The 18,929-nt window shown below is 60.7% G+C and carries 15 protein-coding genes and 14 pseudogenes; 17 read left to right on the top strand and 12 right to left on the bottom strand.

Annotation, left to right across the window (positions count from 1 at the left end; translation table 11 throughout):
- The 3 genes from ACFOKF_RS00150 to ACFOKF_RS00140 form a co-directional block, all read left to right on the top strand.
- On the top strand, positions 1-411 hold a 411-nt coding region (locus ACFOKF_RS00150; RefSeq protein WP_380792208.1), incomplete at its 5' end, for a TonB-dependent receptor domain-containing protein.
- A complete protein-coding gene (locus ACFOKF_RS00145; protein WP_380792214.1) occupies positions 297-893 on the top strand; it encodes a TonB-dependent receptor in 597 nt (198 codons plus the stop codon). The genes ACFOKF_RS00150 and ACFOKF_RS00145, both read left to right, overlap by 115 nt.
- 2 nt (positions 894-895) lie before the next feature.
- Entirely contained in the window at positions 896-1,489 is a 594-nt protein-coding gene (locus ACFOKF_RS00140; RefSeq protein WP_037509343.1) for a type IV toxin-antitoxin system AbiEi family antitoxin domain-containing protein, read from the top strand.
- Positions 1,490-1,544: 55 nt separating this feature from the next.
- On the opposite strand, the gene ACFOKF_RS00135 is transcribed toward ACFOKF_RS00140, so the two are convergent.
- Entirely contained in the window at positions 1,545-1,949 is a 405-nt protein-coding gene (locus ACFOKF_RS00135) for an alpha-hydroxy acid oxidase (protein WP_380792205.1), read from the bottom strand.
- On the bottom strand, positions 1,912-2,349 hold the full coding sequence (locus ACFOKF_RS00130; RefSeq protein ID WP_380792202.1) for an alpha-hydroxy-acid oxidizing protein: 438 nt from the start codon (positions 2,347-2,349) through the stop codon (positions 1,912-1,914). Before ACFOKF_RS00130 ends, ACFOKF_RS00135 begins: the two co-directional genes overlap by 38 nt.
- Positions 2,350-2,538: 189 nt before the next feature.
- Between ACFOKF_RS00130 and ACFOKF_RS00125 the strand changes: the two genes are divergently transcribed.
- Complete coding sequence (locus tag ACFOKF_RS00125; RefSeq protein WP_010338379.1) at positions 2,539-3,171, top strand: tyrosine-type recombinase/integrase; 633 nt, start codon at positions 2,539-2,541, stop codon at positions 3,169-3,171.
- Positions 3,172-3,552: 381 nt separating this feature from the next.
- On the opposite strand, the gene ACFOKF_RS00120 is transcribed toward ACFOKF_RS00125, so the two are convergent.
- The 9 genes and pseudogenes from ACFOKF_RS00120 to ACFOKF_RS00080 all read right to left on the bottom strand — a co-directional run.
- Positions 3,553-3,657 (bottom strand): DUF2474 family protein, encoded by a 105-nt coding sequence (locus ACFOKF_RS00120; RefSeq protein ID WP_080572849.1) that lies wholly within the window; start codon positions 3,655-3,657, stop codon positions 3,553-3,555.
- Positions 3,657-4,654 (bottom strand): annotated as a pseudogene (gene cydB / locus ACFOKF_RS00115) (cytochrome d ubiquinol oxidase subunit II). Before cydB ends, ACFOKF_RS00120 begins: the two are co-directional and overlap by 1 nt.
- Positions 4,651-6,044 (bottom strand): annotated as a pseudogene (locus ACFOKF_RS00110) (cytochrome ubiquinol oxidase subunit I). The pseudogenes cydB and ACFOKF_RS00110 overlap by 4 nt, the downstream one beginning before the upstream one ends.
- A gap of 12 nt (positions 6,045-6,056) precedes the next feature.
- Positions 6,057-6,841 (bottom strand): annotated as a pseudogene (locus tag ACFOKF_RS00105) (sulfite exporter TauE/SafE family protein).
- Positions 6,842-6,844: 3 nt separating this feature from the next.
- Positions 6,845-8,426 (bottom strand): annotated as a pseudogene (locus ACFOKF_RS00100) (TIGR01244 family sulfur transferase).
- 37 nt (positions 8,427-8,463) lie between these two features.
- Positions 8,464-8,873, bottom strand: a pseudogene (locus ACFOKF_RS00095) (DUF6691 family protein).
- Positions 8,870-9,076, bottom strand: coding sequence for a YgaP family membrane protein (locus tag ACFOKF_RS00090; RefSeq protein WP_010338386.1), 207 nt, complete (start codon positions 9,074-9,076; stop codon positions 8,870-8,872). The pseudogene ACFOKF_RS00095 and the gene ACFOKF_RS00090 overlap by 4 nt, the downstream one beginning before the upstream one ends.
- 16 nt (positions 9,077-9,092) lie before the next feature.
- Positions 9,093-9,541: pseudogene (locus ACFOKF_RS00085) on the bottom strand (YeeE/YedE family protein).
- Between the two features lie 10 nt (positions 9,542-9,551).
- Positions 9,552-10,452 (bottom strand): annotated as a pseudogene (locus ACFOKF_RS00080) (MBL fold metallo-hydrolase); the annotation flags it as partial.
- An 87-nt stretch (positions 10,453-10,539) separates the two neighbouring features.
- Between ACFOKF_RS00080 and ACFOKF_RS00075 the strand changes: the two are divergent.
- From ACFOKF_RS00075 to ACFOKF_RS00035, 8 genes and pseudogenes are all read left to right on the top strand, one after another.
- A pseudogene (locus ACFOKF_RS00075) lies at positions 10,540-11,161 on the top strand (peroxiredoxin).
- A gap of 85 nt (positions 11,162-11,246) precedes the next feature.
- A complete protein-coding gene (tnpA, locus tag ACFOKF_RS25630; RefSeq protein WP_449325388.1) occupies positions 11,247-11,990 on the top strand; it encodes an IS66-like element accessory protein TnpA in 744 nt (247 codons plus the stop codon).
- Between the two features lie 141 nt (positions 11,991-12,131).
- Positions 12,132-12,350: pseudogene (locus ACFOKF_RS00060) on the top strand (transposase domain-containing protein); the annotation flags it as partial.
- Positions 12,350-12,718: an IS66 family transposase zinc-finger binding domain-containing protein gene (locus tag ACFOKF_RS00055; protein ID WP_380792211.1), complete on the top strand. Its 369-nt coding sequence runs from the start codon at positions 12,350-12,352 to the stop codon at positions 12,716-12,718. The pseudogene ACFOKF_RS00060 and the gene ACFOKF_RS00055, both read left to right, overlap by 1 nt.
- Positions 12,719-12,743: 25 nt before the next feature.
- Positions 12,744-12,977, top strand: a pseudogene (locus ACFOKF_RS00050) (IS66 family transposase); the annotation flags it as partial.
- A gap of 79 nt (positions 12,978-13,056) precedes the next feature.
- A pseudogene (gene tnpC / locus ACFOKF_RS00045) lies at positions 13,057-13,587 on the top strand (IS66 family transposase); the annotation flags it as partial.
- A 55-nt stretch (positions 13,588-13,642) separates the two neighbouring features.
- The gene (locus ACFOKF_RS00040; RefSeq protein WP_380792198.1) at positions 13,643-14,350 is read left to right on the top strand and encodes a plasmid pRiA4b ORF-3 family protein; all 708 of its coding nucleotides are present in this window, start codon (positions 13,643-13,645) and stop codon (positions 14,348-14,350) included.
- A pseudogene (locus ACFOKF_RS00035) lies at positions 14,347-14,653 on the top strand (ArsR/SmtB family transcription factor). Before ACFOKF_RS00040 ends, ACFOKF_RS00035 begins: the two are co-directional and overlap by 4 nt.
- Positions 14,654-14,745: 92 nt before the next feature.
- Here ACFOKF_RS00035 and ACFOKF_RS00030 read toward each other — a convergent pair.
- A pseudogene (locus ACFOKF_RS00030) lies at positions 14,746-15,464 on the bottom strand (VIT1/CCC1 transporter family protein).
- Between the two features lie 419 nt (positions 15,465-15,883).
- Between ACFOKF_RS00030 and ACFOKF_RS00025 the strand changes: the two are divergent.
- The 5 genes and pseudogenes from ACFOKF_RS00025 to ACFOKF_RS00005 form a co-directional block, all read left to right on the top strand.
- Positions 15,884-16,348, top strand: coding sequence for a winged helix-turn-helix domain-containing protein (locus tag ACFOKF_RS00025; RefSeq protein WP_380792192.1), 465 nt, complete (start codon positions 15,884-15,886; stop codon positions 16,346-16,348).
- Positions 16,342-17,124 (top strand): histidine kinase dimerization/phospho-acceptor domain-containing protein, encoded by a 783-nt coding sequence (locus tag ACFOKF_RS00020; protein WP_380792189.1) that lies wholly within the window; start codon positions 16,342-16,344, stop codon positions 17,122-17,124. The genes ACFOKF_RS00025 and ACFOKF_RS00020 overlap by 7 nt, the downstream gene beginning before the upstream one ends.
- A complete protein-coding gene (locus tag ACFOKF_RS00015) occupies positions 17,121-17,354 on the top strand; it encodes an ATP-binding protein (protein ID WP_380792186.1) in 234 nt (77 codons plus the stop codon). Before ACFOKF_RS00020 ends, ACFOKF_RS00015 begins: the two co-directional genes overlap by 4 nt.
- Before the next feature lie 47 nt (positions 17,355-17,401).
- A pseudogene (locus ACFOKF_RS00010) lies at positions 17,402-18,509 on the top strand (efflux RND transporter periplasmic adaptor subunit).
- 9 nt (positions 18,510-18,518) lie between these two features.
- A partial coding sequence (locus ACFOKF_RS00005; protein ID WP_380792183.1) for an efflux RND transporter permease subunit occupies positions 18,519-18,929 on the top strand: 411 nt, incomplete at its 3' end.

Here is an 18,929-nt window from a genome sequence, read left to right as displayed (position 1 = left end):
GGTCGCGGCCGGCTATGTCCAGACCAGATCGCCATCTCGCCCATGTTCGATATCGTCGTGGGCGTGCGCTACGAGCATTTCAAGACCACGCTGCACGATCGGCGCAGCCTCGCCTTCCGGACGAGCGGCAGCACCATATCTCCCGAATATTATGACGTGACCGACAATCTCTGGTCTCCGCGCGCCGGCCTCATCTTCAAGCCGGCCGAGAATGCCTCCATCTATGCAAGCTACTCGCGTACCTACCAGCCGCGTGGTGGCGACCAGTTGACCGGCCTTTCGCTTTCCAACGCCAGCTGGCGCCGGAGAAGTTCCAGAACTACGAAATCGGTGCGAAGTGGGACATTCTCCCCACGTTCAACCTTGCCGCCGCCATCTATCAACTGGATCGCGACAATGTTCTGGCGCTGAGCGATCCCAATAATGCGGCCTCGCCGACGGTGCCGATCGGACGGCAGCGCACCAAGGGCATCGAACTCAGTGCTGCGGGCAGCATTACCAAGCAGCTCAGCATGGTCGGCGCCTACACCTATTCCGACGGCACCTTCCTCGACAATGTCTCGGGCACTGTCCAGGCAGGGAACATCCTGCCCAACATGCCCAAGCACAGCGCCTCGCTCTGGACCCGCTTCGATCCGATCGAACAGCTCGGCGCTGCGCTGGGCGTGATCTACCAGGGCAAGCGCTACGCCTCGACCGACAATTGCGTCGCGATGCCCGGCTATACGCGGCTCGATGGCGCCGTCTATTTCGACATCGCGCCAGAGCTGAGCCTGCAGGTGAATGTCGAGAATATCCTTGGCAAGCGTTACTATCTCTATGCCCATAGCAACAACAACATCACGCCAGGTTCACCGACTGCGGTGAAGGTCGGCCTCAGCGCGAAGTTCTGACCATGTCCAGCCGCTTCCTTCCTTTGAAGCGCTTCACAAGGGAGGAGCGGCTGGCAATTTGCCTTCTGCGTGGTGGCAGCAGTGCCAAAGTCGGAGAGGCCGCTATCCGGGCATTCGCAGCACTGGGTGAACACGCCACCGAGCGAGGCTTCGTGATAGCGACATTGTCCAGCCCATTTGTGAACCAGGATGAGATCCGGCTTCTTGGGGGCATAGCAGCATTCCAGCGCCAGATACCGCCGATGGACATCGGGCTGCCGGCGCACCTGCACGCATTGCTGGACGCGTGCGCAGCAGGCCTGACCCGGCGTGGCGGCAAACTTGATTTTCGTAATGTCGCCCGGTGCCCAGGTCTTCCTGAACAACGGGCAAAGAAGCGACAGGATCGTTCGATCCGGCTCATAAATCGCACATATGGCGCCCCCAAACAGGCAGTTGTCTTTGCGGTTTTGCGCGATCGTGACACGGCAACAATCGCCGATCTCGGCCGAATGGGCGTGTCTCGCTCGGTCGTCAGCAAGATGACCAAGCGTGGCTTGATCGAGAGGGTGGGCTACGGCGTTTATGCCTCGCCGGCCTCGAAGCGCCGAGGATAGTGCATATGTCGCGCCTAGAGGAACATGCGGCCGGACATTCGTCCGGCCTCACACATCAGTCTGAAGAGGTGACATAAGCAGGACCAAGTTCGTCCAGCGATTTCACGCCGACTTGCGCCATGGCGAGTTCGAACTCTGCCCGTATCATGTGAAGCATATGGGCAACGCCGGCCATGCCTGCCACCGCGAGGGCATGAAGTTGCGGCCTACCAATCATGACCGCGCTGGCACCAAGGCTAATCGCCTTGAGGACATCCGTGCCGGTACGCACACCGCTGTCGAGAAGGATCGGGCATTTTCCATCGATCGTACGCGCGATCGATGGAAGCGCTTTCATGGGCGTGATGAGACCGTCGGTGACGCGTCCGCCATGGTTCGACACGACAATGGCATCAACGCCATGATCAAGTGCCATGCGAGCGTCAGCAGGAGAAAGGATGCCTTTCAATATGATCGGCAAACTGGTCTGCTTGCGCAGCCACGCGATAATCGTCCCAGGTTGGTGCGGCGTCGGCCAGCGCCGTTCCAAAGATGATCTGCCCGCCCGCAGCCGCGCTGTTCTGGACGCTGCGGGGCATTCCACGGAGATTGGCGGCCTCGACCCCTTCCGGCAGTGCGAATTCGGATCGCTTCATGGCCGCATCGATCGTTACCATGAGGACGCAATAGCCAGCAGCCTCGGCGCGTCGCACCAGTTCAAGCGAATGCCCTCGATCAGCCTGGAAATAGAGCTGGAACCAGAGCCGCGGCGTCTGGTCACGCTCCATGGCCTGGCGCGCGGCATGCGCAGCCCAGGCAATGTCCTCGAGAGGAATGCTGGAAAGAGTGCTGACCTTCTGGGTATGTCGCTCAGATGGCAAAGCTCCGCATGGTGGGCGGCGACTTTATATTGGCAGCAGCCATGGCATGGCGGATCCTGGCAAAAGCTGTCGGTCACATCAATGACGCCAAATGTCTTGAGTTGGTCGGCACGAGCCCTATAGCAAGTCCTGCGCATCCTCGTCGGCAAGCGTTCTGCAGAAGGCCAATGTGGCCAAAGGAGAACGATCATGGAGATGCCTGAAACAGAACTCATCGCCACCAAGCGCCCGGTTTGGAATGCAGGAAGGACCGTGGGCGCCAAGCGGGCGCTGAAACCGAAGCAGATTTGGGAAATCCGTTTCTACCTCAATCAGCGCCGCCGCCTACGAGATCGGGCGCTGTTCGATCTGGCGATCGACAGCAAGCTTCGGGGCTGCGACCTCGTGCAGATCAAGATCGGCGACCTTGTAAGCGGCGGGCAGGTCCGAACGCGGGCAATCGTCATGCAGCAGAAAACAGGTCGGCCCGTTCAATTTGAGCTGCTGCCAGATGCTCGAGCGAGCTTGCTGGCATGGCTCGAACGCCGGGGCGGAACAGTGGACGATTATGTTTTCCCAAGCCGGGTTGATCACAATGGGCACCTGAGCACACGGCAGTATGCTCGGCTTGTCGACGAATGGGTGACAGGTGTCGGCTTGATGCGGAGCGAGTATGGCACGCACTCACTTCGCCGAACGAAGGCATCGATCATCTACAGGGCGACGGGCAACCTTCGCGCCGTTCAGATACTGCTCGGCCATAGCAAGATTGAGAACACGGTGCGCTATCTAGGGATCGACGTAGAGGACGCGCTTGCCCTTGCAGAAAACACGGAGATCTGAATCTGCTGGCGCCCGTGCCCAGGGCGTGCCGGGCACGGGCGCTGGGACATTCCCGACGTTCGCCTGTGACATGTTAAACGGCAGCCCTGATTACAAGCCGACGTTCCCGCACCTCCCGACGAACGGCCTCGGCATTATGCTCGGCTTGTAGATGAATGGTTGACAGGAGTTGGCCTGATGCGGAGCGAATACGGCACCCGCTCACTCCGCCGAGCGAAGGCATCGATCATATACAGGGCGACCGGCAATCTACGGGTTGTCCAGATCCTGCTCGGCCATAGCAAGATCGAGAATATGGTTAGCTATCTCGGGATCGACGTAGAAGACGCCCAAAAATACCGAAATTTGAGTGTTGGCCTCTCACCTATGGCGAGGGGCCATTTAGCGTAGCCACCAGCGGAGCATTCCGCCCACAAGCGCCAACGCGAAAACGCTAGCAGCCCAAATGCCGAAAAACCATCCAAGGCGACTCAGCCAGAGCGGCATCAATGATACCCCTCAATGCCAACCTTGCCCCGGAAAACCCAATAGGACCAGGCCGTATATGCCAGGATCACGGGCACCATGATCGAGGCTCCAACCAGCATGAACAACTGACTGCGGACGGGCGCTGCGGCTTCCCAGATCGTCACCCGCGCCGGAACGACATCGGGCCAGATCGAGACACCAAGGCCGACCAAGCATAGCCCGAACAGGGCCAACGCCCAGAAGAAAGGCTGCGCATCGCGCTTCAATCGGAGGCTACGATAAAACAGGAATGTTACGACGAGCGTGGCGAGCGGCACCTGCGCTGTCGCGACCACGCCCGGGAAACTCAGCCAGCGCTGAAAGTATTGCGTTTCGAGCCGCAGCGTTGCGAGGCTGATCACGCCGATCATGATGAGCAGGCCGATGCCAAGCCGCCCGGCATAGGTCACCGTCTGCCGTCGCAACCCGCCTTCAGTCTTCCAGTTGAGCCAACAAGCCCCGAGCAGGGCATAGCCGACTAGCAGCCCGACACCGTCAGCAGACTGAACGGCGACAGCCATTCCCACCAACCCCCGGCATAGCTGCGCCCCTCGACCGTGATGCCCTGTAGCAGCGCGCCGAGCGCAATGCCTTGCGCGAAGGTGGCGACGACCGACCCTGTCGTGAACGCCTTGTCCCAGAAAGCACGGTGCGCCGGGTCGCGCCAGCGGAACTCGAATGCCACGCCGCGGAATACAAGGCCAAGCAGCATTGCGATCATCGGCGCGTAAAGCGCGGGAAGGATGATGGCATAGGCCAGCGGGAATGCGGCAAACAGGCCGCCCACGCCCATAACCAGCCAGGTTTCGTTTCCGTCCCAGACCGGAGCGATGCTGTTCATCGCGGTGTCCCGATCCTGCCCGACCTTGAAGAACGGAAACAGGATGCCGATGCCGAGATCGAAGCCGTCCATCACGACATAGGCGATGATAGCAAAGCCGATGATACAGGCCCAGATGACGGTGAGATCGATCATGACGAAGCTCCCTCGATGATAGCCGGCGCCGGGGTGATCCCCGCACTGCGAATGGGCGCATCACTGGGCGGCGGTTCATGTGCTTCAGGCGGCTTCTTCATGAGTTGAAGCAGATACCAGATGCCCATCCCGAAGACGGCGAAATAGACGACCACGAAGGCCAGCAGCGACGAGGCGACCGCAGGAGCATCCAGCGGTGAAGCGCTTTGGGCGGTCCTCAGCAGACCATAGATTGTGAAGGGTTGCCGTCCGACTTCCGTCACGATCCAGCCGGACAGCACTGCGATCAGTCCCGACGGCCCCATCAGCACAGCGAAGCGATGCAGCAGCGGCCAGTCGTAGAGCGCCTTGCGCCAGCGCGCGATGAGGCTCAGGATCCCGATCCCGAGCATCGCGAAACCGATCCCGACCATTACGCGAAAGGCCCAGAAGACGATACCGACGGGAGGACGATCAGCTGGTGGCACGGTGTCCAGGCCACTCAAGGGCGCATCGAGTTCGTGTTTGAGAATCAGCGACGACGCCTTGGGTATCTCGATGGCATAATACACCCGCTGTTCAGCGCTGTTGGGGATGCCGAACAGGATCAAAGGCGCACCGTGCGGGTGGCTCTGAAAATGGCCTTCCATCGCCATCACCTTCACCGGCTGGTGCTTGAGAGTATTGAGCCCGTGCATGTCGCCGGCGAAGATCTGGATCGGAGCAACGAGCGCCGCCATCCACATCGCCATAGAGAACATCTTGCGTGCGCCGGGATTGGTGCGGTCCTTTAAGAGATGCCATCCTCCGACGGCACCCACGATAAAAGCGGTCGTCAGATAGGCGGCAAGGACCGTGTGAAAGAGCCGATAGGGGAAGCTGGGATTGAAGATGATTGTCAGCCAGCTTGGCCCCGGCAGGAACTGGCCGTTGGCGCCGACCTCATAGCCAACGGGCGTTTGCATCCAGCTGTTGACCGACAGGATCCAGAATGCGGAAATAAAAGTCCCCAGCGCGACTGCAAGCGTCGCGACGAAGTGCAGCTTGCGCCCAACCTTGTTGATCCCGAACAACATGACCCCGAGGAATCCGGCTTCTAAGAAGAAGGCGGTCAGCACCTCATAGGCCATCAGCGGTCCGATGACAGGTCCCGCCTTGTCCGAGAACACTGACCAGTTGGTGCCGAACTGGTAGGACATGACAATGCCCGAGACGACGCCCATGGCGAACACGACGGCGAAGATCTTCAGCCAGTAGCGAAACAGGTTCGCATAGACGCCCTTGCCGGTCTTCAGCCACAGAGCTTCGAGCACGGCCAGATAGCTTGCCAGCCGATGGAAAAGGCCGGGAAGAGGAAGTGAAAGCTCACCGTGAAGGCGAATTGCGCCCTTGCGAGAATGATGGCGTCCATGAATATCCCCGTTCAGCTGGCGAGTTCGGACCAGCTCTTGAATAGCATGTAGATGGCAACGACGAGCACGAAGACTGCGAAGAGGCTGTTCAACCGGCCCTTTTCGGCGGCCAGTACCTGCGATGCACGCGTGCCGATGACGCTCCCGACAATGCCGCCCACGATGAACACGCCGGCCAGACCCCAAAGGACGTAGCCCGAAAGCGCATAGTTGAGCGCTGTCGTCAGACCGAAGGCCGCGACCGCGACGAGCGAGGTGCCGATCGCGCGCAGGATGGGCATGTGGGTCGAGGCGATCAGCCCGGCACAATGAGGAAACCGCCGCCGATCCCGAAGAAGCCGGAAAAGGCGCCGGTCCCGAGACCATAGCTGACAACCTTGCCGACATTCTCCCGATTGCATTGCGCGCCCTCGACGCCCTGGTCGCCGCGACCGCGAAACATCAAGACTGCCACAACGATCATCAGGATCGCGAACAGGAACAGCAGCTTGTGCCCATCGATGCTCTTGCCAAGCGTTGAACCGCCGAGCGCACCGACGACGCCGGCAGCAGCATAGATCCCCCCGCACCGCCAGTTCACGGTGCGGGCATGGGCATGGTTCCAGAGGCCAGTAAGCGCATTGGCCGCGACGGCCAATGCACTGGTGCCGATCGCCTCATGCGGATTGCGGACGCCTACGAGATAGAGCAGCAGCGGCACGGCGAGGATCGACCCGCCGCCCCCGACAAGCCCGAGGACAAAGCCCACCAGCGCGCCTGACAGTCCGCCGAGGGCATATTGAAGCGGCTCAAGCATGGCTCAGTGCGCCGCTTCGATCGCGTGCGGCGCGACCATCCATTCCCGGCCCTTGAGCATGCCATGCCAGTAACCGGCGGCAGGATGGTGTCCTTGAGGAGCCAGGACAGGCGCGAGGGCCGCGTTCCGTCGATCAGCCAATTGGGAAAGCTGGGCAGCAATTTGCCGCCATAGCCGAACTCGGCGAGCACGATCTTGCCAGCCTCGACCGTTAGCGGACAGGAGCCATAGCCGTCATAGTCAGCGGTCGGCGGCTTGCCCTCGAGCACGGCAAGTACATTGACCGCGACAACCGGCGCCTGCTTGCGCGCCGCAGCGGCGGTCTTGGCATTCGAGGCGGAGCAGGCGTCGCCCAATGCAAATACATTAGGATAGCGCACATGTCGAAGCGTCGCCTCGTTGACTTCGATGAAGCCGGAGGCTGCTGCGAGGGAACTGGTGCGCACGAAATCCGGCGCGACCTGTGGCGGCACGACGTGAATCATGTCGAAGCGCTCTTCGACGCGTCCGGTGCCGTCGCTATCCTTGCGTTCGAAAGTCGCCACTTTTGCGGCGCCATCGATCGCGACGAGCTTCGATTCGAAGTTGAGGTGCGCGCCATAGCGCTCGACATATTCCATCAGTGCCGGGACATAGGCGGCAACGCCGAACAGCACCGCGCCGGCGGTGTGGAACTGGACGTCGATGTCTTTCAGGACGCCTGCCTTTTCCCAGCGATGACAGGAAAGGTACATCGCTTTTTGCGGCGCGCCGGCACACTTGATCGGCATTGCGGGCTGGGTGAACAGCGCCCGTCCGCCCTTGAATTGCTTCACCAGTCTGTTGGTGTAGGGCGCAAGATCATAGCCATAGTTGGACGTCACGCCGTTCTTGCCGATCGTATCGGCCAAGCCCGGAATAGCGTTCCAATCCAATTTGATACCCGGACAGGCAACGAGAACACGGTAGCGGACTTCGCCGCCATCACTGAGGATCACCTTGTTTTCGTCGGGGGCAAAATCCGAGGCTGCTGCGCGGATCCAGTTCACTCGGCTCGGCATGACCTGCGCTTCAGTGCGTCGTGTGAACTCTCTCTCGAAGACACCGGCGCCGACCATAGTCCAACCGGGCTGATAATAATGCTCCTCAGATGGCTCGATAACTGCAATATCGAGCTTCGGATTGCGCTTTAGAAGGCTTGCTGCCGTCGCAATCCCCGCTGCACCGCCGCCGACAATCACGACATCGTGAATATGGACTACAGGGGCCGATTGGCTCCGAGAGGAGGAGAGGTCATACAACTTCGTCGACCTCGCGCCGGAGCGGCAAAAGGCGAGAATCGGCCTAGGAAGGCGCGCTAGCGCACTTGCCATGGCCTCAACATTCGCATCGGTAATCGCCCCCGAGACTGCGGGCGCATGCGCGAACTCTAAGCCCAGTCGTTCGGCAGCTTCACGAAGCTCCGTAGCGGCAATCTGACCCTTCTCCTCGTTATCAGGTCGATTGCAGATGATCGCTTGTAACCTTGGGCGGCGATTGCCGGAAGGTCGGCGAGATCAATCTGCGGGGAGATTGCAAAGTCCCGATTGAGCGGCTTGATGTCCATGGCTTCTCCTCGATCCCGCTCTGAAGCGGGCCTCTTTTCATTTTGTAATGATGCGGTGCGCGGTCATGCCGGCGAGCATGGCGGCGACGAAAATTCCGGCTTCAATTGGTGCGATGGCAAGGTCGGCGAGTGCGGGGCCGGGACATAGTCCCCGATCGCCCAACCGATCCCGAACAATGACGCTCCGCCAAGCAACTTGGCATCCAGCAAGCTTGTACCGGGCAAGTCGAACGCCTCGCAGACGATCGGTCGCGGCATCCGCTTCTGGACCAACCAGGCGATCGCCATCGGCACCATCGCACCGACCATCACGAAGGCAAGCGTGGGATCCCAGGCCCCGAACAGATCGAGGAAGGCGCGCACCCGCGCGGGGTCAGCCATGCCGGATATGGTGAGCCCAGCTCCGAACAAGGTGCCCGCTAGCAACGAGATGGCAGGGACCTTCACTTCCCAGTGCCGCAGGTTGAAAGGCCGAGCGGGCGGTAGAGCGGACAGAAGCTGACCGCGCTTGTCAGAAGGAATATAACTGCGACGATCGCCAAGCCGACACCGAGGTCCCCGCTGATCGTTCCGGTCCACCAGAGATAACCGATCGCCAAGGCTGCGATGGTGCGCAGCATCCGATCGACCGTTCCCATATTCCTCTTCATGTCCGGTGTCCTCCGACTATCCGTTGATGAAACCGAAAGCGCGCATCAGCCCAACGGTGGCGAAGCCGCTGACCATGAAGGTCAGCGTTGCGACCATCGACCGGCGCGAAAGTCGGGAGAGACCGCAGACCCCGTGACCGCTCGTGCAGCCTGAACCAAGGCGCGTGCCGAAACCTACGAGCAGTCCGGCAATGACCAGTTGCAGGACTGATCCTGTAAAAAGCGGTCTGATACTGCTGGAAGACAGTATGACGAGGAGCGCACCAAGCGGCAGTCCGGCGATGAACGCGAGCGCTATGGCGCGCGGTGTGCCCGTATCGGAAATTCCCGACGCGCGGGCCAACATACCGCTTACACCAGCGATGCGACCAAGTCCGAGCAGCATGATCGCTGCCGCAAGCCCGATCAGCAGGCCGCCAACCAACCCCGCGACGGGGTGGCATTGGGGAAGCCGGGCAGCATCATACTGCGTTGACGGAATCTTGAGGTACGTGACGCCATTGTCCTCGGCAGGCGGGAAATGACCGGCGCGCATGTTCACCTGGACAGAAGGCAGAATGAGGCGCGGCATCGCGAGCGTCTTGTCGCGGGCCTCGCGCATCGCGACAAATTCGTCTTCGCTTACCCCGTCATGGATATGGACGTTGGCTTGGCGCTCGGCCTCTACGGTCGTTTCCCAGACATAGTCCTTGCGCCCTTCCGGAAGATAATCGTGGCACATGAACAGCCGCGTTTCCGGCGGGAGCGACAGAAGCCGCATCGCAGATTGATAGAGGGTTCGGGCATCGCCACCGGGAAAATCAGCACGTGCCGTGCCGTAGTCGGGCATGAACATGGTATCGCCGACAAAGACGGCGTCGCCGATCACATAGGCGATACAGGCCGGCGTGTGCCCCGGCACATGCAGCACGGTTACATCAAGATTGCCGATCCGGAAGTGATCACCGTCTTTCCACAAATGATCGAAGTCGGAACCGTTGCGCTCGAAATCGGTGCCGCGTTGAAAAGCTTACCAAATGCCTGCTGCACCGTGATGATTTGCTCGCCGATGGCGATTTGCCCGCCCAACTTCTCCTTCAGATATGGCGCAGCTGACAGGTGATCCGCGTGAGCGTGCGTCTCAGGTGCCAGTCGATAGCAAGCCCCTTCTCCTCGACAAAAGCGACAAGCGCGTTTGCCGAGGAGAAGGAGGTGCGACCCGAGGCGGGGTCATAGTCCAGCACGCTGTCGATGATCGCAGCGTGGCGGCTCTCGGGATCATGAACAACATAGGTCACCGTGAAGGTCGGCTCGTCAAAGAACGCCTTGATCTGGGGGGTGTCCGTTTGAGCGGCTGAGATCTGCGATGAGGCGGCTGCAAGAGCGGAGTCGGCCACGGAAAACCTCACAAATTCACATTTACATATATCGTGTAATCGAATAATCTTGTTGCGTCAAGAGGGAGGAGCGTCGAAGGAGACGTCATGGAAATGGCCCAAAGAATTGAATCTCGCTCACCGCGCATTGGAGAGCCCGCGCCAGACTTTCGCGCCCGTTCGACCGGGGGCGAAATTCAGCTTTCAAAGTTGCGTGGACGATGGGTGATCTTTTTTTCCCATCCCGCTGACTTCACGCCAGTTTGCAGCACCGAATTCGCTGAACTCGCCGTCGGCAGTCGGAATTTGATGCCCTTGAAACGTCGCTGTTGGGACTGTCAGTCGACAGCCTTTACTCGCACATGGCGTGGGTCAGAGCGATCCGAGAGACGCTCGGAGCGGATGTCCGCTTCCCGATAATCGAGGATCCGAGCATGGCGATTGGGCATGCCTATGGCATGGTTGACGAGCAATCTGCTGACAGCATGGCTATGCGTTCGACATTCTTCATCGATCCCGAAGGGGTCATAAGGGCGATCACATGCTACCCCATAATGTTGGGCGATCGGTCGATGAGATGCTGCGGTTGCTTAAAGCACTGCAAGTGGTGGGCAGTGCCCAGAAACTTGCGCCTGAAGGATGGCGGGAAGGACAGCCTTTGCTCTGCCCACCATCTGACATCGCAGAAGATCGCCAGGACTGGTTTTGCCGCTTTGCGGACGCGCTATGAACGAGGCATTTGTAAGTGCCGACGGAAGGCGGCCTTGTCGGTAGTGCCGGAATAGAAAGCTCGCGACCTTTAAGGAGGCGTGAGCATGGACATTGAGCAGTCAAACGAGCCTCGTATGAGCGGTCGTGGTGATGGCGGAGCGCTTGTACGGGTGGAGCGGCGTCGGAACTGGAGCGACGAGGAGAAGCTGGCGATCCTGAAGGAGACGACGGTGCCGGGGGCGATCGTCTCGGCCGTGGCTCGGCGGCACAGCGTTGGAACAGGCCAGCTTTATACCTGGCGCAAGCAACTGCTCCGCGGAGCGATGGCAGGCTTCGTGCCTGTCGAACTGGCATCGTCTTCGCCGGCGGCCAAAGCTCGGGAAGCTGGGCGGATCGAGGTTCGAGGGCGGTGCGGCCTGACGGTGTTGGTTGATGGCGAGGTTGATCGGGGAGCCCTGAAACAGGTGCTCGATGTCTGCGGGAGCTGGATCATTGAGCCTGGCGTTCCCGCCTTCGACGAAGATTTACCTGTCGCTGGCGCCGTGCGACATGCGCAAGGGATTCGACGGGCTGTCGGCGCAAGTGCGCAATATCCTTCAGCTCGATCCATTCTCGGGGCGGTCTTCCTGTTCCGCGGCAAGCGGGGCGACAGGTTGAAGGCCTTGGTGTGGGACGGCTCCGGGCTATGTATGTATGCAAAGCGTCTCGAGCGCGGAAAGTTCGTGTGGCCCCGTGCTCATGAGGGCGCGCTCCGGCTGTCGGCCGCCCAGCTTGCGATGCTCGTCGAAGGGCTGAACTGGAAGCAGGCGATCGTCCACGACGAGGTGATCACGCCGAGTCTCGCATAGCCAAAAAGATCAGGAAAACCGCCATTTTATGTAGGTTTTACCGTGGTCTTTCGCTATGGTCGAGGCCATGCGGTTCGCCCTTGATCGCCTTCCCACAGACACGGTCCTCCTGCAGAAAATGCTGCTGGAGATGGCGATGTCATGGAGCAGGAACGGGCCGAACTGACGGCGGCGCAAGCCACGGTCAAAGCCCAGACCTTGCGGATCGAAAAGCTCGAGCATCGCGTCGCGCGACTGCTGCGCGTCCAGTTCGGCCGTAGCTCCGAGAAAATGGATATCGCCCAGCTGCGGCTGATGTTTGAGGAGGTCGAAGCCCCGGAACCTGCCAACGATGAGGCGCCGGCGGCGCCTGTGACGAAATCGGCCCGCAACCCGGCGGTCGCGTTCCGCTTCCTGCGCACTTCCCGCGTCAGACGGTCGATCATCAGCCCAGCCCGTGCAGTGGCGGTTGTAACGGACCGTCAGCGCAGATCGACGAGGCCGTCTCTGAGGTCCTCGATTATGTCCCGGCGCGCTTCCGCGTCATCCGCCACGTCCGACCCAGGCTGGTGTGCCGATCCTGCGAACAGATCCGCCAGGCCCCCGCTGTCGATCTGCCGCTGCCCAAGGTCATGGCGAGCAGCGCCTTGCTGGCCCATCTCGTCGTCAGCCGCTTTGTCGATCATCAGCCCTGGCACCGGCAGTCGGTGATCTTCCGCGGGTGGGGTTGCATATCGATCGGGATGTGATGAGCCGCTGGGCGCGAAAACTGGCATGGCTGCTGGCGCCGCTGGGCGAGCGGCTGTTCACCTATATCGGGAAGCCGCCAAGATCCATGGTGACGACACGCCGGTCACGCTGCTGGGCAATGGCGATGGCAGCCGGACCGGGCACTTCTGGGTGTATCTGCGTGATGACCGCTCCAGTGGTGACATGAGCCCGCCTGCCGTAGCCTTCCGCTTCAGCGCAGATCGTGGCGGAGCGCATCGGCAGAACATCTCGCCGGCTATCAGGGGTATCTACAGGCAGACGGTTTTGCGGGCTATAACGCGCTTTACCGCGACCCAAAACCAAGGCGCCCAGGGACATCATCGAAGTTGGATGCTGGAGTCACAGTCGCAGGAAATTTACCGACATACTGGAGAAGAGCCCGTCTCCGATCGCGGCGGAGGCGGTCGTGCGGATCGCCGAACTCTTCGCCATCGAGCGCGATATCAAGGGCGCGCCACCTGAGGAGCGAAGACTTATCCGCCAGAGCAAGGCGGTGCCGAAGCTGGAGGCTTTACGCGTCTGGCTTGAAACCCAGAACCGAGGTCTGTCGTCCGACAGCAATCTGGCGCGTGCCTGTCGCTATCCGCTCAACCGCTGGCAGGCCATGATCCGCTACTGCGATGATGGTCGGCTCGAGATCAGCAACAATCTGGTGGAAAACGCCCTGCGCGGTGTCGCGCTCGGGCGCCGGAACTGGATGTTCGTCGGCTCCATGAAGGGTGGGGATGCGGCCGCGCTCTTTTACTCCCTGGCCGGCACATGCCGGCTCAACGGCGTCGAGCCCGAGGCGTGGTTCACCGACGTCATCGAGCGCATCGGCAACCACCCGATCAATCGGATCGATGACTTCCTGCCGTGGAAGTGGCAGGCATCAAGGCTGACAACGATCTGGAGAAGGCTGCGTGAACAACGGCACTGTCGTGCGGATGAAGATTACGCTGGACGATGTCACACCGGCCGTCAGTCGAACGCTGGAGGTGCCGCTCAATATCCGGCTCGACCGCTTGCACACCGTCATCCAGACCGCCTTCTCGTGGACGGACTCTCACCTGTGGGAAATGAGCTTCGGGCAGACCGGCTTCGGCATCCCTGATCCTGAATACGGCTTCGACGGGCCGCTCGACGCTCGTAAGGCCACTCTCGCCCAGGTCCTGGCGGATACGAGGCGCAAGACCTTCCGATATCTCTACGACTTTGGCGATGCCTGGGACCACAGCGTCAAGATCGAGCGCATCAGCCCGGCCAGCCCGCACCTGACATATCCGCTCATCCTCGATGCAGTAGGCATGCGCCCGCCGGAGGACAGTGGCGGGCCATGGGGCTATGCCGAAAAGCTCGAAGCGCTCGGCGACCCCAGCATGAATATCATGAAGAAGCGCTCGATACTCTCGGCGACGACCATGATCCCAAGCCCAGCCCGATATCCCACTGATCGAGGCAAGGCTGGAAGCGCTCGCGAAAAAATGGGCGCCGCGGACACGCCGGAAAGCCTGACAGGCCGCGTCAACGCCACCTTCCGTCGCGCTTACAGGCATTTTACGAGGACCGCGAAGCTGCGACCGTCGCGTCCGAAAAGCTCAAGGTCTTTGCGCAACCACAGCGCCTCATGATCCTCTCTTGCCTGTTACGCGGGAGCGCAACGTATCGGAGATCGGCGAAGCGACAGACATTGTCCAACCAGCACTCAGCCAGCAGCTAGGGGAGTTACGCCGGGCCAATCTCGTTCAAACGAGAAAGGAGGCCAAACTCGTTTGGTACGCGCTTGCTGACGAGGGGGTCGCTTTGTGCGTCCGAACAATGGAAGCGATTTTCGGAGGCCTGGGTAAGGTCGAAGAAATCCGGCCGTCTGCCAAACCGGAGCGTCGTCATCATTACCTGAAGGGGTGGCCGGATTTGCTCAAGTGCTTGATTAAGATATTTACGCGCTGTTTGCCTCGTTTGGCTTTGTAGCGAGTGCTGCGGTGGTCGCTGCAAGCGACACGCTCTTAACGTCGTAGAAGAAGTTTCATGTGCGCAGCTTTTGGGCCTTTGTCCTAAATTGCTTTCCGACCAAGCTGCCAATGCCAGCGGTCAAACCCATGGCCAACGCCCCCCAGAACACCACACGACCGACAGGTTTGAGCGGGTTTGCACCGCCAGCGGCAGCTCCCACCCATCCCAGGAGCGCCAGGAACAGGAGCGATCCCAGCGCTTCGCCTGTTACGGTGAGCGACGCCGGCAGCAAAGCCGCAAGGATGAGAGGCAGCAGGGCTCCGGCCGTGAACGTCGAGGCAGACGTCAATGCCGCTGTGATCGGGCGTGCGGCAGTCATCTCGGTGATGTGGAGTTCTTCGCGAGCATGAGCACCCAGTGCATCATGCTCCATGAGTTGTTTCGCAACCTCATGCGAGGTCTTTTCGTCGACCCCTCGCTGAACATAGAAACCAGCCAACTCTGCCAATTCCGCATCGGGATTGTCAGCGATTTCCTGCTGCTCCCGGCGCAAGTCCGCCGCTTCGGTGTCAGACTGAGAGCTTACCGACACATATTCGCCCGCCGCCATCGACATCGCGCCGGCCACCAGACCGCTATACCAGATATCAACATGGAAGAACGGGAGGCACCGGACGCAGCGACGCCGATCATCAGGCTAGCCGTGGATACGATGCCGTCGTTGGCGCCTAGCACCGCGGCACGAAGCCATCCGATACGAGAGACGAGATGGGTTTCCCGGTGGCTGCGCATCGTAATCCCTTTGAAGCCAAGCCATTTCTTTGACCCGCATTATAGCCTGTTCGCTATCTCGTGCCAGTCCGGCAAGCTCGATCCGCACAAATTTGGAGGCGCGACGCCGTATCGGATCACAAGCGTCAGAAGAAATTCATATGGTCAGGACGATGTCAGATCGGTTCGGTAATATGCCGGGTAAAACCATCGCCGGATGAGAGCATGCGCATTCTGATCATTGAAGACAATCGCCACCTGGCAGATCTGACGGCGGAGGGCCTTACGCGTCGGAAATTCGTATGCGATTGTGCCTATTCGGCAGCGGAGGCGGATCTGGCTCTTGGGTCGGCTCAGTATGATGCACTCATCCTCGATCTGGGCTTGCCGATGGTGACGGCGTACATTGGATCAAGAAGAGGCGTGACGCGGGCCTTGCGGTGCCGGTCCTGATGCTGACAGCCCGCAGTTCGCTCCAGCAGCGGGTCGATGGACTGGACGGCGGCGCTGACGACTATGTCGTCAAACCGGTAGAGGCGGATGAGCTGGCAGCGAGGATTCGGGCACTACTTCGCCGTCCGGGAGCTCGGGCAGCGCCCGTGTTGGAGGTGGGCAGCCTATCCTATGACACGAGCGCTCATCGCGCGCGGTATCAGGGTAAGGCCATCGATCTGTCACCTCGCGAGACCAGCCTGCTTGAGTTACTCATGCGGGAGGCTGGTGCAGTCGTTCGTCGATCTCGTATCGAAAATGCACTGTATAGTTTTCGAGACGAGATATCCCCTAATGCAGTGGATGCCGCAATCTCGCGGCTGCGTCGTCGACTTGAGGAATGCGGAGCTCGCAACATGCTCCATACGATCAAGGGGCTAGGCTACTTGCTAGAAGACCGGGAACCGTGCTGAAGCGACTTTCGGTTGGCCATCGGCTCATCGGTGGCCTGCTGCTGGTTGGCGCCATCGGTACGGTGTCGCTGATCTACGCTGTCCTCTCGGAATATGGCATACCGTTTAGCGCCTTGCTCGATCCGACCATGCGCGACGCGGCATCGACGGAACTGTTCGATCATGTTCTCATCCCACTGGTGGTGCTGATCCTGCCAATGGGCCTTGCAACCACATGGGTCATCAGAACGGCGTTCGAGCCCCTGAGCAAAGCGGCGCGTCATATCGAAACCGCACCGACCGAACGCGGGATGCAGATCGATGAAGCCGATATGCCTGCTGAAGCGAAACCGTTCGTGCGATCCATCAACAACCTGCTTCACCGACTCGACACCTCAGCTCAGCAACAGGCGGATTTTGCGTCTGACGTCGCCCACGAATTGCGGACGCCGTTGGCCATTTTGTCTCTAGAGCTTGATCGACGCGAGGGATCGGATGGAGATCCTCTGAAGGCGCAGGTCAGCGCCATGCGCCGTCTTGTGGATCAGCTCCTGCTACTGGCGCAGATCGACGCGGACGCCACCATGCCCATGACGCCTGAGCCACTCGATCTCGAGACATTGGCTGAAGACAGTGTCTCGTCCCTGGCAGCGACCGTCATCGCGCAAGGACGCGAGATCGCGATAGAGTCCGAAGGCCAGGTGCCAAAGATATACGGCCACAGGGAAGCGATCGGGGCGGGAATCCGAAACCTTATTGAAAATGCCGTCCGCGCGACGCCATGGGTGGCACCGTGACGATCATATCCGGGCCCGGAGCGATCATCAGGGTGCGCGACCAAGGCGCCGGCCTCAGCGAAGAGAAGCTGGCGCAACTCATCCGCCGCCATCAGCGAGCAGACCATGCCAGCCCCCATGGCGCGGGTCTCGGCCTCTCCATAACCCATCGGATTATGAGCGCACATAACGGTCATATTCGAACGAGCGAGACCTTGAGAGAACTCATCCTGGATTTCCGCCTGCAGTAATTTCCATCGTCAAGACGCCGTCAGGTTGAACCCGATATCGCGGCGAAATGGAAAACGGACGCAAATATCTGGTGGGCGGCGCCATTGTAGCCGTCGCAGTCGCGGGCTTGGGCTGGACTATGTTTCCTCGCTCGGAAACCGTCTCGGCGGGAACGCAGGTCAAGACCGAGAAAGCTGCCGGCATGCTTGCCGTGCTGCCGGACAGGGCGAGATTGCTCGGCATCAAGGCCTCTCCGGCATTGCCTGCATCAGAAGCGCCGATCGCCGATCTCCCCGCCACGATCAGTCCGCCCGCTAACGCGCGTGTAGCGGTGACCGCGACACTTCCGGGTGTGGTGATGCGCACCATGGTTGTGGAAGGCGACAGCGTACAGGCCGGGCAACCACTGGCCGTGGTTTCGAGCCGTGACATTCTGACGCTGGGCGCCGATCTCGCGCGTGCAAATGCACGGTTGGGTGTCGCGCAGACGAGTGCCGCCAGGCTGTCCCAACTGGACAAGGAAGGGGTGATTGCCGGAGCGCGAGCCGACGAAGCCCGCGCAGTGGCCATGGAGGCGCGTGCGGACGTTCGCGAGAAAAGCCGCATTCTCAGCCTTGTCGGCGGGCATGGGAGCAGCGGCACCTACACGCTGACAGCTCCGATCGCGGGCAGAATTACGCGTGCCAAGATCCAGACAGGCGACCGTTGGACGGGACGACTGCTCCCTATGTGATCGATGCGAATGGCCGTTACGAAGTCGTCGCGCAGGTTCCCGAGCGGCTTGTTGGACAGATCAGACCCGGCATGACGGTCAAACTCGGCGCGCTTTCTGGCACCGTCACATCTGTCGGCAGCACCATCGACGCGATGACGCGATCTGCCTCGCTGAAGGCGAGCCTTCCCGCCGCTCCAGGGTCATCGCAGGCGCCACGGGCAATGTCACGATATTCGGGCCTGCACCGAAAGGCGCAGTCGTCCTGCCTGCCGCGGCCGTAGTGGATACTGACGGCAAGTCGGTGGTCTTCGTGGCGGTCCGGGGCGGTTATGTTCAGCGCAGGGTGACAAAGGGCGGCGCGGTGGATGGCCAGGTCCTTCTCCTGACCGGCGTCAGCGTCGGTGAGAACGTCGTCACTACGGGCACAAGCGCGCTCAAAGCGCTCGCCATCTCGAAATAGGTCGGGCCCATGCTTCAGTCACTCGTCGCGAAGGCTCTGTCCTATCGCCTGCTCGTCGTAGCGCTTGCGCTGGCTGTCGCCGGCCTCGGCGCATGGGCCTTCGTTCAGCTACCCGTGGATGCTTATCCCAATATAGCGCAGACGCAGGTCAAGATCATTCTCAAGGCTCCCGGCATGACGCCGGAAGAGGTCGAAAGCCGCGTCATTGCCCCGATCGAGATGGAGATGCTGGGCATTCCCCGGCAGTCTATCCTGCGTTCGTCCGCCAAATATGCGATTGCCGATATCACCATCGACTTCACCGATGGCACAGATATCTACTGGGCGCGTCAGCAGGTGGCGGAGCGCCTGTCCGGAGTGATGGCGGATTTGCCGGCGAGCGTGTCGGGTGGCCTGGCGCCGATTTCCACGCCTCTGTCC

The sequence above is a fragment of the Sphingobium rhizovicinum genome (assembly GCF_042647625.1).
GTDB classification, from domain to species: Bacteria; Pseudomonadota; Alphaproteobacteria; order Sphingomonadales; family Sphingomonadaceae; genus Sphingobium; species Sphingobium rhizovicinum.
The sequence above is the reverse complement of the archived record's forward strand: the minus strand, read 5'-3'. Positions and strand labels throughout refer to the sequence as shown.